At 41.2% G+C, this 12768-nt stretch carries 9 protein-coding genes; 1 reads left to right on the top strand and 8 read right to left on the bottom strand.

What is annotated here, in order from left to right; genetic code table 11:
* Window positions 1-2 precede the first annotated feature (2 nt).
* A complete protein-coding gene (locus N473_RS12935; protein ID WP_063368270.1) occupies window positions 3-587 on the bottom strand; it encodes a hypothetical protein in 585 nt (194 codons plus the stop codon).
* A 1955-nt stretch (window positions 588-2542) separates the two neighbouring features.
* Here N473_RS12935 and N473_RS12920 point away from each other — a divergent pair.
* Entirely contained in the window at window positions 2543-2977 is a 435-nt protein-coding gene (locus N473_RS12920) for a helix-turn-helix domain-containing protein (RefSeq protein WP_063368267.1), read from the top strand.
* A 707-nt stretch (window positions 2978-3684) separates the two neighbouring features.
* Here N473_RS12920 and N473_RS12915 read toward each other — a convergent pair.
* The 7 genes from N473_RS12915 to N473_RS12885 form a co-directional block, all read right to left on the bottom strand.
* Window positions 3685-6780 carry an efflux RND transporter permease subunit gene (locus tag N473_RS12915; protein WP_063368266.1) on the bottom strand — a complete coding sequence of 1032 codons (3096 nt, stop codon included), beginning with the start codon at window positions 6778-6780 and terminating at the stop codon, window positions 3685-3687.
* On the bottom strand, window positions 6777-7844 hold the full coding sequence (locus N473_RS12910; RefSeq protein WP_063368265.1) for an efflux RND transporter periplasmic adaptor subunit: 1068 nt from the start codon (window positions 7842-7844) through the stop codon (window positions 6777-6779). Before N473_RS12910 ends, N473_RS12915 begins: the two co-directional genes overlap by 4 nt.
* Window positions 7845-8078: 234 nt before the next feature.
* Window positions 8079-8933 carry a formyltransferase family protein gene (locus tag N473_RS12905; protein WP_063368264.1) on the bottom strand — a complete coding sequence of 285 codons (855 nt, stop codon included), beginning with the start codon at window positions 8931-8933 and terminating at the stop codon, window positions 8079-8081.
* Window positions 8933-10048, bottom strand: coding sequence for an acyl-CoA dehydrogenase family protein (locus N473_RS12900; RefSeq protein WP_063368263.1), 1116 nt, complete (start codon window positions 10046-10048; stop codon window positions 8933-8935). Before N473_RS12900 ends, N473_RS12905 begins: the two co-directional genes overlap by 1 nt.
* Window positions 10045-10491: a type II toxin-antitoxin system RatA family toxin gene (locus N473_RS12895; RefSeq protein ID WP_052262327.1), complete on the bottom strand. Its 447-nt coding sequence runs from the start codon at window positions 10489-10491 to the stop codon at window positions 10045-10047. The genes N473_RS12900 and N473_RS12895 overlap by 4 nt, the downstream gene beginning before the upstream one ends.
* Before the next feature lie 9 nt (window positions 10492-10500).
* The gene (locus tag N473_RS12890) at window positions 10501-11724 is read right to left on the bottom strand and encodes an aspartate aminotransferase family protein (RefSeq protein ID WP_081221158.1); all 1224 of its coding nucleotides are present in this window, start codon (window positions 11722-11724) and stop codon (window positions 10501-10503) included.
* Window position 11725: 1 nt separating this feature from the next.
* Window positions 11726-12739 carry an SDR family oxidoreductase gene (locus N473_RS12885; RefSeq protein ID WP_063368261.1) on the bottom strand — a complete coding sequence of 338 codons (1014 nt, stop codon included), beginning with the start codon at window positions 12737-12739 and terminating at the stop codon, window positions 11726-11728.
* Between the last annotated feature and the right edge of the window lie 29 nt (window positions 12740-12768).

The raw sequence follows: 12768 nt of genomic DNA, 5'->3' as shown, positions 1-12768 counted from the left end.
GCCTATTGCGCTGCACGTCTGCTTGCACGCTGTTTGAAATCAGCATAAAGCTGCGATGCAATAAACGAAAATATGATGATCGGATACGCTAATTGGCTAATACAAGCAACCAACCTATGCCAAGGTCTAAACACTTCAATATCTAAATACCCTCTCAACACAAGTTGTACCAAGGTCGTCGTAGAAATTGGCAACAATACATACACTATCGCGCGCGAATATCGGGAAAAGCTACATCCCCTAAGAGAGTGCAATGCCACAACAGAAACGATAAAAATCCCAATAGAAAACAACCTTGAAAAATAAAATAGGCGTCGTCTAACAACATAATCCAGATCCAAAGCAACAAGCGAATATTGCAATATATGATCAATTAGCTGCATAACAAATAAGGTCACTATTGTGATATGCCAAGAGACCAAATCCCTATCGGCAGGGTTATCTAGCTTATACCTTCTATCGCAAAAAAAGCCATAACCTCGCCGACGCGTTACGTACAATGTATACAAAAAAGCAACAAACAAAGAAGCTTGTAAGCCCTTGTACAAAACGCCCGACACTATCAAAAAATCTACTATTTGATCCATCTTTAAACACTTTGAATGTAATACCGTTAAACACAGAACGCCTGACTCAGTTGCATTTTTATTATGTCAAAAACCTAAGCAACAGCGTCCTTCCATACATAGCTTAAGCACAACCTAACGAGTTCTTTCAATTCAAATTCCCTAAACACTCCATTGTTTTAATTTATATATTTACATATCTCGCTTTTTGTACATTTGATATATCTCACTAACTGGGTTTGACAAAACAACAACTGACAACGTCGAACACTGAACAATTGCAAGCCAGCGATACAAAGGCACTAACGCTTCAATTTCTAAGTATCCACGTAAGATAAGTTGTAAAAAGAATATCGAAACAACAGGTATAGATATGTAGAAAGCAATTCTAGTGGCAGGTGAAAAAGCACACTGCCTTAATGAGTGTAGCGAATAGACAGACACTAAAAACATCAACACACCACAGATCCTAAAGAAGTAAAAAAGCTTTCTTCTCAATAAGTAATCAAGATCCGCTGCAATAATTGTGTTCGTGATCTGTTCATCAATAAGTATATAAATAAAAAGACAAAAAAATGTAATCCAAAAAGACGCAAAACACTGTTCTTGCTTTGTTTTTAACTCAAATCTCTTATCATAAATTCGAGCAACTCGCTGACTTTTAGCGGTAAAAACGAAATATATCAAAGCCAGCACTAAACTAATTTGCAACCCCCTGAAAACAATCGCGTTCAATAATGCTGTTTCGATTGGTAGCGACACTAAAATTCTCTCAACTATTTATTGGGCTTGTAGAAAATGTACACTTTTAATAAAGCAAGTTTTTCGCATAGTTTTGCACTTTCCGTTTCAATATATTGAACTGTGACACATACCGGCTTGACGTTATCCCATGCCTATTAATTCGAAGAGCTATTTTCAGCCACGTCGAAAGCATCCCACTAATGTAAAAACTTGCACAAAATACACTAACCCTTTCTCTGATACAACTACGTATTTCAATCAACCAAAAAGAATATTAAATTCACACACTGTAAGATATTAAATTCCAAAATAACCAATTTAATTTTGTTTATGCTTAAAATGATGTTTATTTCACAGCTCAAGGCGAGCAAAAAAACGAAGGGATTAAGTGTGATGCATTTATTAAAATGTGCGCTTAAGTAAGCTTCTAGCCTGATTTTTGTAACATCCACAACTGACGAATTGGAAAAGCCATAAGCGCAGCCATAAGCAGTACATAATGCAACACACCATAAAACCTATATACTGGAATGAACGTGTTAATGTCCAAATACCCTCTCAAAAAGAATTCTATAAAGCTAATGGTCATCGTTGGTATGATGACATAAATACAATTTCTTGCTGTCTTTGAAAATGGGCAGTCGCGAAGAGTATGCAAGGCATAAATGCACACAATACTTATAAAACTAAAGCACATTTTCAAGAAATAAAAAAGTCTTCGTCTTACGGTTTGATCAATATCAGCATCGAGAACAGCGTCGTTCACTGGCTGGTCTGTAAAGTGCAGGATAGAAATAACGCAGAAGGTAATACTCCAAGAAACAAACTGTTTATCAAAGTCACTCTGTAGTTGATACTTTTTATCATAGAGTCTCGTAAAACCATTACAATTTGCTTCATACAAAAAATACAGCAATGTTAAGAATAATAATATTTTAAACCCTTCATACGCAATAATATTTAATAACACTGGGTCAGTTGAATACGTCAAGCATGAGCTCTCTATAATTATCTACATGAACTTTTAACATATAAATGACATCGAAATAATTGACTTTATTGCAATGCAATTGTGTATTTATCAAGCCATATTTTGATTTAAGCTTGGTTTATTTATCTTACTGTTTATTGGTCTATGTTACGGATTAATTTTAAAACAAGCTTATGCTTAACAACTTTGAAAAAATGTGACAAAGTAACAAAATTAACGCGTACTTGTTTAAGGGCTATACATGCTAGATATCGGCCAAGTCACCAAAAAAACGGGCATCAATGCGTCCGCCTTGAGATATTACGAATCAAAAGGGCTCATAAAGCCCGCTGGCAGGCAAGGATTGAGAAGATATTATACCCATGACATCATTGATCAGCTTTCTATTATTTCTCTAGGTCAATTAGCGGGCTTTTCATTAGATGAAATTGCTTCATTTTTTAACGGTAAAAGTATTGAAATTGACAGACAGATGCTAATTAAAAAGTCTGAGGATATTTCAAATAAGATCATACAATTAGAGGCAGTCAAAGCAGAGTTAGTTAAAGTAGCTAACTGCCCGAATTCAAATCATTTAGATTGTTATAATTTCAAAAAGCTAATGAAAAACGCTTTTGACGCACCTAAAACTGATGAAATAAGCTCAGGTGCGATTAATAAGTCTAAAACTAAATAATAACCACCAGGTTTATGGTGATAGTATAGGCAACTGAAAGTGCTTTCCCTTTTGCACATAAAACATACCTAAAAATGGCATCACTTGGCCTTTAATAAGCAAATTGCAATGGATAGAAACCCGATATATGGAGCTGCGCCGATTTATGTCTAAGTCTAGCAAACTAAGCTTATTTTAACGGCCTGATCAGAAATAAAAATAAGAAAAGCACGCGGTGTTTATCATTTTAAGCCTTTTACTTCACCGAACACTTTGACCCAAAAATTTATTGTAGTAAGCAGTCATAGAATTTGTAATTTTAAATTTGAAAACAAATACAAAAATAAAATTTACTATTAACCATGAGCCCCATATAAACTTATTGGCGGCTGTCTCATTACCTAATAAAACTCAATACGCGCTGTCATCAACGCGCTTCGATGTGTTGAAGCAGAAAAAATATAGATCGCTCACTCTTCAAAACTGACAGGTTAATATATAACCGAGATGTTCTATTTGTTTTATAAAAGATGATATATGGAAGCAACAAGATAAAAAGTCACATCCATGTGACTCTGCTTGCTTGGAAGGTATTAAAGCTGCAATGCTTTAATACCTTCCAAGCATAGTTATAAAATATGCAAAAAAAATGGAGACAACGAAACAGATTAATAGAATAAAATAATGTATGACCATCATATAAAATGGCCATACTTAATCCAAATACTCTAGGCTTTTAGATTTTTTAATTTAGTCATCAGCGCTGGCGTACGTTTCCTTTGCATTAACCAATAACAACTTGGCACAAAGAAAAATGATAACACGGTTGTTAGTACCGTACCGCCCGCAATCGCAATGGCAAATGGCGGCCAAAAACTCCCCCCCGCCAAAATGAGGGGTAAAAACCCACCCACTGTAGTGATGGTGGTTGATGTGATATGTCGAGCACATGTCATAACCCCAGTGACAATCTCATCTACGGTCTTCGCTTCATTCGCTCTGAGCTCAGATAAAATTACAATGGCCGCATTAATGGCGAGTCCCATTAGACCGAGCAGACCAATTATTACCGTAAAACCAAACGGATGACCTGCAATATACACACTTAAAATGCCTAACATGGCCGACTGAAACGCCGTGATAAGTATCAGCCCCGTTGTTGTAAACGAGTTAAATGTAAGCACTAATACTGTGATCAATAGCACAAAAATAACGCCAACTTTACCTAACAAACTGCCCACAGCTTGGTCTCGCTGCTGAGACTCACCACCAATTTCCAAGCGGTAACCTACGGGCAACGTAAATTGCTCTTTCTCTAGTTGAATTTGCAAATCTTTCAGCACTTTCGCTGGTAAAACATCAGTCTGTAAAAATGCTTCAACAACATTCAGCCGCTCACCATTACGTCGGTGGATGGTACTTTGCTCCGGCACAATACGACTGGTCGCAAAAGCCGATAACAACAATGGCTGACTGCCCATGACTTCAACGTTAGCCAGCCCATCAAGCCCGTCACGATATTGATCATCAAACCTTAAATTAACAGGTACCGTCTCTGTATCTTCTAAAACACTGGCCACCGTCACGCCTTGTGACTGCGCTTGAAGCTGAGCAGCAACACGTTGTGCCTGCGCACCTGCGTGAGTGAGTTGTGACTCATGGGCTAACAGCTCGACTTTTGCAGCGCCTGATTGCAGCGTTGTGCGCGTATGCGTTACCTCTGGATGCGCTATAACGGTTTGCTTTATGCGCTGACCTAATTCAGCCAAGTTATCTAAATCTGGCCCAAATATTCGAATTTCAATCGGCGCATTGAAAGGAGGTCCTTGCTCTAGCTTTCTAACCAAGGTTTGTGCTTCAGGGAAGGCACGATCAAGCTCACCTTGCAAGGTTCGAATTAACGTATTTGCACGTTCAAAGTCGGTTACCTTGACCATGGCTTGTGCATAATTTCGCGCCCCCTTATCTCTTTGCATCAGGTTGTAATAAAAGATGGGGATATTTCGCCCTACCATCCAGTCCAAACGCTCAATACCCTCGTGCTTTAAAATGTGGGCATCCATACGTTTAACGAGCGCTTTGGTGGCGTGAATACTGGCGTTGTCTGATAAACGCACTTCAATATGAAACATGTCTCGATCTGCAGGCGGGAAAAACTGCTCTGTTAATTGCCCAGCAGAAATAAAACCAAGTACTGGCAGTACCATGACGCATAGTGCTGTGACTATGGGTCTTTTTAAAGAACGACTAAGGAGCTGCTCAAATACATTACTCAGTCTTTTTAGCCTGATCCCTTGCGACAAAAAACCAGTCGAAGTGCGATTGTCTGATTGAACATATTTACCCGCAAAGACGGCAATAAGCGTATGTGAAATAAGGTACGACCCGACTAATGCAAAGATAACACTCAATGCAATGCCCCCCACAAACTCACCAGAAGGCCCTGGCATGAGTACGATGGGCATAAACGCCAAAATGGTCGTTAAGGTTGAGCTCAATAACGGCAGCCAAAAATGATTGACTGCTTTTGTAACTGCTTTGAGTACCGCTAAGCCTTGCTGACGGTAGCGTTGAATTGCATCGGTAATAACGATGGCATTATCAACCATAATACCCAGTGCAACGACCAAGCCCGTTACTGATATCTGATGGATGGGCAAACCATAAATATTCATGCACGCAAGCGTAAACATCACGGTGAGTGGCAGCGCCAAGCCTACGATAATTGCGGCTCTTAATCCTAATGTGACAAACAACACACCCAAAATAAGCACAAAGCCCAGTAAAATATTATCGAGTAAGCCGCCTAGCCTGTCTTCGGTATACCCTTTTTGGTCAAACAAACTGAGCAATTGAATATTGTTGGGTAACGTGAGTTTAAACGACTCTAACAACTCATCTATCTGTTCAGAGAATTTATCGATGCGTACATCAGGTAGCATTCGAATACCTAAGTAAGCACCAGGCATACCATCAACCCAAGCAATTTCTTGCTGGGGCTCGACCAACATACGCTCTACTTTAGCAATGTCACTCAGTTGGATTTGACCATAACGGTCATCACTTTGGATAGGGATTGCTTTAATGCGCGTAATCGACTTAAACTCGCCACTGAGCTCCACCTGCATTTGAATTTGGGGGTTGCTGATCATCCCAGCAGAGACCTTAGCATCGGCATTTTTAACCGCGTGTGCGACTTGTTCAAACGATAGGCCTGCTAACTTCAGTTTAGCCGGATCTAACGTGACTCTGACCTCTTCATTTGCTACACCAAATAAATGGACAACCTCCACACCACTTTGATTACGTAACTGATTACGTAATTCTTTGGTATAGCGATTGACCGCTATCTGTTTGGCTTGCTGTAAAGACTGCGACTCACTCTCATCGGGTTCAATGGTCAACGCCACTATTTTTGTGTACGCATACCCTCTGTCATCTTCAAGCAGCGGCGACGATGCATCCTCTGGCAATTCTATTTGCACATCAGCCAGCAAATCCCGCATTCTCGACCACACAGGCGTGCTGTCTGTAACGGCATCTTCCAGCTCAATACTCAATACACTGATCCCAGCACGAGACATGGCAATGAGGTTTTTAATTTCTGACTGTTGCTTTAATTTTTGCTCTATTTTCTCGGTAACCTGCGCTTCAACACGCGCAGCAGATGCCCCCGGTAAATAGGTGGTTACAAAAGCAAAACGATTTATGATCCGTGGGTCTTCAGTACGAGGCAAGCTGCTTAAAGCAGCAAAACCTGATACGAGAAGCAGCGCAATCAACAGAACTTGAAAACGCGCATTATTCAACAAAAATGGAATCATTGTTGCTCACCTCGGGTAGCAACAGATTGCACAATATCGACTTTTATATTAGCGGCGACCTTATGGGTGCCATTTGCCAAAATCTCAGTGCCATTCATAAAATCGCCATCAATGTAAGCATATTGACCATCGCTATGCAGCACTTCAACAGCCGTAGGTTGCAAGCGTCCTTGTTCAATTTGATATATTTGCCATGTGCCTCGAGTACCGTTCGTAAGCGCACTGATTGGGACCCAGTATCCGTTTTTCTGTTGCTTTTTGGCGATGGTCATGACCGCCATTTGACCAGAAAAAACCAGTGCATCTTCAGGTAGAGAAAATCGCAACTGTACAGTACGAGAGATTGGGTCTAGATTGGTGCCACCAGAGCGCTTTTGAGCCTGGTAAACAGTGCCACCAACCGTAATAGGCATGGTTTTTTGAATATCAGATAATAGACCTTGAGGCACACCAATGCGTACCTCTGAGTTGCTTTGCTCAAGCACTCTCAACGCGACTTTACCAGGGCCAACCACTTCGCCAATTGACACTTCACGCGCCGCAATGACACCGTCAAATGGGGCTTTTAAGTTTGCTTTTTCTAGCCTAACGTCCATGCCTTGCAACTTTACATTTAATACTTGAAACTCGGCTTTTAAGACCGATATTTGCGAACGATTTTGATCAAGTTGCTGCTGGGCTGAATAATTAGACTTACTTAACTTCAAAAGACGCTCACTGTCTTGCTCAGCAAGTGTCAATTGCGCTTTTACCTTGTCTAGGTTTGCAAGTAATTCGAGCTTTTCGATGGCTAGGAGCTGAGTATCTTGTTTCGCTAATAATTGACCTTTTTTAACCGCATCACCTTGGTCGGCATAAAGAGACTCTAATACGCCATTAAATTCAAAGCCAATTTCAGCTTCTTGGTGCTTGACAACTTGGCCTGTTACTTGACGAAATTGATAAAAACCAGTTGCTTGCTGAACGCTATAAGCCGCTACAGGCAAGCCTTTGCTTTGCACATCATCTGTGGCCGACGCCCAATGTGCGTTCACTAACAACATGAAGCTCCATAAAACTCTCATAATAGATCCTTGCGAATTTCTTTACTTTTTATACTTGCCGAGTCAGCCTTGAGTTTAGTGCATTGTGTCAAAAGCATGTCAAACTCCAGTATAAAGCTTTTAAATACTAAAAGCGGGTTATAAACCCGCTCAAAAACTATGTGGCACAACCCAAATTAGAATAAATAGACTAAACCAACCTTCATTGTACCCCTGTTTGATTTATATACTAGATGTACTAATGATATTTCATTGTCAATTTATCTTAGATATGTGTTTATCAACGTATTGTTCGCCTTTGTTCCCTAATGCGCGCAGTACCCAACACCAATTAATGAGCGGCAGCGTTTCATTTAACTCGCGCAGCTGTGCTTTTTGCGGATAAGAAAAATAGCTGCTCTGTTGTGCTTGAACTGATGCATTGACCTGTTGGTTTTGCAAAATTTCTAGCACTTGCGTATACAAAGCTGGAAAATGGTTACTCACTTTCCTATCAATTTCCAATAAGCACTTTGCATTACTCACCTTAATCGCACTTTGAGCAATGACAGGTCCCGCGTCAATTTCTTTATTTTCAACCCAGTGTGCTGAGATGCCATAATTTTGCTCATTATAAAGATAGCTAAACATAATTGGGAATAACCCTCGGCATTTTGGCAAATAGGCCGGATGAAAGTTCACCACACCTTGGCTAGGAATTTCTATGACTTCATCATGTAAAATTTGATCAAAATAATAAATGCTCAATAAGTCGATTTGCTTATCTTTTAGCAACTGAACGACAGAGGCATCATTGATGTCTTTCACTTTGATATACGTAATACCCAGTTCGTTGCAGCGCTGTTCAATGCTCGGCAGCACATCCATACCTAAGAGTTTTAATAGCGGCCGGATAACAGATAAAAATACCATTTTTACAAATAAGTACTCTGTAAAACCATATCCTCTAAAACGCATATTTCTATAAGCTTGCGCTATAAAACCGCCATTTTTCTTTGAATAAGGATCACTGGTGATAACCAACTTGATCTCATTCTTATGTGCCTCTAAAACCTGCAAGATAGCGGGTTGTGTCGCCAAATTTTCAATATTGCACAGCGCTACACGCATTACACCATCTCCAATTCTTGTCCATCAAAATAATTATTTAGCGGCGCATACATTGCGTGCTTAGCAGGTGGGTGGAAGTTAAATGCATGGATGACCTGCGCAATCGTTGCGAAATAGCCATTGTTAATGTAATTAATGCCGCCAACCAAACTCAAGGTACTTTGAGTCACCTCTGCAAGCACATCCTGCAAGTGATAACGCACACTCAACACTTGTGCCAGCGTGTCTTGAGTTTGGTTGTCCATATCTCCAGCGATGGCTTTAAGTGACAACGCGCATGCTTCCAGTTGAACATGCACATGTGCTTTATCTGCACCTTGTAACCTACCCAATTCACAAGCCCGCTCAACTAGACCACACACCATGCCCAAATATGACGCACAAGTAATGAGTTCAAACCACACAAAACCCGCCACATGAGACTGATATGCAGACTTTTCATCGACATTAACCAACATTGAGCTAGGTACGAAGACGTTTTCTAGTACCACAGCCTCACTTTGGCTTGCTTGCAAAAACGGCGCTTGCCAGAATTTTTCTACTGTAATGCCCTCACACGCTTTGTGGATCATGGCAACGGCAAAATAAGGCTCGCCATCCTTAGGTTCTACTTGAACACTTGCTGTCAATAAATCCATGCAATGGGCTAAACTACATGGTTTCTTCACACCTGATATGACGTAGCCTTTATCCACTTCTTTAGCGATAATCGAGCTCTTTAAAATACTTTTGCCAATTTGTCCTTCACTAAATGCAGAAGAAACAAGTAAATTTGAGCGAGAGATCCCCTCTAACATCAGTGACTCAAGACCATTTCCGATTTTTGCCATTTCTTGCAAAGTTGCGATAGAAAACTGATGCATGCCAACGGCGATTGCTAATGAAGGGGAAGCGGCACCAATGGCCATTTGCAACTGCACGGCCTGCCAAGCATTCAGGCCCCTGCCCCCATACTTTTGCTTAACTAAGGTCGGAGCGCCACCAGTATCTCGAAAGATATTGATCGCTTGGCTCTGTTCACTTTCAAGTGCATCAAAAGGCGTTTCAGAAAGATATTGCGCTAATTCTGGCAAGGTGCCGCGCAGCAAATGCTGCGCTTTTTGAAATGTGCTCATGCAACAGCCTCTTGCTGAGGGACGAATAATTCATTTAGCATCTGTTCGACATTTTGCTTAATCGCAGACTCAGCGATTGGCTCTAAAATATCGGCAAGTGTCGGGATCCCCATACAAAAGCGTGCGTCAAATGTGACCGTACACTCCGTGTCTGACACAGCTTCAATCGCCCAAAATCCCTCGAAAATATCCGCATCACCTTCGATTTGCGTAAATTCAATTTTAAGCGCGTCTTTATTAAATAGGTCACGCTCACGCCAAGACATCTTGCCATCATGAAAATGGACTAACCACGTTGACTCTGACTCACGCTCATTAATTTCAGTCACATCAACCGAAATCACAGCCTGACAATGACTTTCGAACGATTTAAAATCAGCAATTTTAGTGAATGCCTGTTCTGCTGAAGCATTCACAGTTTGGGTATATTTTACGTCTCTCATGGTATTTCCTTAAATCTTGTCTATTGCGTTTTCAAACGCGGTATATAACTGTGCTAGCTGGTCATCAGTTAAAAAGGCGCACGGTGTTAAGCGCACAGTGGATGCGTTACTGAGTGAATGGCTGGTTAGGATTTGTTGATTTAATAATGACAGCGTCAGCTGACCTGCTCTCGCAGGTGTGCCAACGTCAATACCGACCAACAGTCCCTCGCCACGGATGATAATTTGCTGAGATGCGGTTTCATTGTGTGCTTTGACAATCTCATTTAATTTACAAACAATCTCTTTACCTAAATAGGCTGAACGCTCAGCTAGGTTTTGTGATGTTAAAACGTCAATGGTTGCTTCAGCGGCACTCAGTGCAATGGGTGAACCACCAAATGTACTCGAATGCAGCATGAAATCCTTATTTAAAGGGGCAAAAGCCGCTTCGGTTGCAACCACCGCAGCACACGGTATCACGCCTCCACTGAGCCCTTTGCCGACTAACATCACATCAGGCACGATGTTATGTTTATCGATTGCCCACATGGTGCCTGTGCGTGCCAGCCCTGACTGGATCTCATCACAGATAAAAAGTCCCTTTGATTGTTCGCACAATTGCTTGGCAGTATGCAAAAATTCATAGCTCAAGGCGTAAACACCGCCCTCACCTTGTACAGGCTCAGTGATAAACGCAACAGGCTCTTTGTACTTGGTAAATGCAGCTTTCAAGGCCTCAACATTATCACGCTCAACAAACTCCACATTGTCAAACAAAGGCGCAAATGGCGTACGGAATTCATCACGATGTGTCACCGATAAAGCACCTAATGACTTGCCGTGATAACTGCCCGTGACCGCAATAATATGTGTACAGCCATTGGCTCTGGCAAGCTTCAAGCCAAGCTCTGTCGACTCTGCGCCAGAATTAGTAAAAAAGGCATATTGAATTGCATCAGGGCATATATCTATCAGCTTTTTACTGGCAGTCGCTAAATTAGGGCTCACTAGTGTGCGTGAACTCATAGGCATGATGTCCAATTGAGACTTTACCGCTGCAACTACCTGAGGATGTTTATGACCTAAAATAAATACCCCAAAGCCACCAAAATCTAAGTAGGTTTTCCCATTTTCATCGACAATTTCGGCACCGTGTGCACTGTGTTCAATGGGCAAATTCATCATGCTAGACAACCGCGCTTTTGAACGGTTACTGTGGGCTTTGAGTAGTTCGAGTGTTTCCTCTCTCACGTTACTGCGCTCCTGAAAGCTCAGCAATCAAAGGGTGCTGATGATCGTAGGCAACCAAGTTTTTAGCTAACGTATGACGTACATCAAACTGATAGCATTCGCCTGCGACTTCAGCGAGTTGTGGAACATCAGATTGAAACCCTTCTGACATATCAAGATATTTTAAATAAATAGAAGTTTCTTCAAACATGCGTTTAAACCGCTTTGGTAGCGCAGGCATAAACACAGGCTTAACCAACCGTTCAAATGTGGTCGGGCTCATCAATTTAGGGGCTTTAAAACGCACATCGTAACGTGATGTGATATCATCATCTTCGCCAAGTGTAAGCAAATCGCCTAACGTTTTAGCCAAAGTGCCCGCTGTTAACCAAAACTCTCCCGATAGTTTTTTATCCACTATCGTCAAAATACATTTAGCGACAATATCACGAGGGATCACATCAACCAGCGTGTTTGCATCTCCAGGTACAATCGGGATAACTTCCTTCGTCGCGAGTTTAAGCATATTATGCAAACCCTGCTTTTTAGGCATCAAACCAAGGGTACTGTCACCAATAATGACAGAGGGGCGTACAACGGTAATGTTGTCACTTAGGCAGGCCTCTGCTTCGCGCTTACTTTGCTCATAATTATTAAAATCATGACCATTTCGACCTTTCACAAATGCGGTACTTATATGGATCAATGGCACATTTAAACGTTCAGACAGTTCAATAGCATGTTTGAGCCCTGCCACATTAATGCCGGCCAGTATGTCTGGATCGGCTGTGAAATCGGTCAATGCTGCACTGTGCACTATGCAATCAATACCTTTGAGTTGAGCAACTTGCTCATCATTTAAGCCAAAGTTGGCTTTACGGATATCACCCTGAATTTGCTGACTTACCCCTTGAGGTAACTCACTAAAAGATCGTTGATTTACTAGAATAACAATCTCATCATTTGGTGATAACAGCTCTATCATTGAGAGCCCCACGACACCGGTCGCGCCAGTCAATAAAAATCTACGAGACATAATTACTCCTTAATCATTTTGTGTGTAAA

Source organism: Pseudoalteromonas luteoviolacea CPMOR-1, from assembly GCF_001625685.1.
Classification (GTDB): Bacteria; Pseudomonadota; Gammaproteobacteria; order Enterobacterales; family Alteromonadaceae; genus Pseudoalteromonas; species Pseudoalteromonas luteoviolacea_K.
Note: the sequence above shows the minus strand (reverse complement) of the source record. Positions and strands in the feature narration are given on the sequence as shown.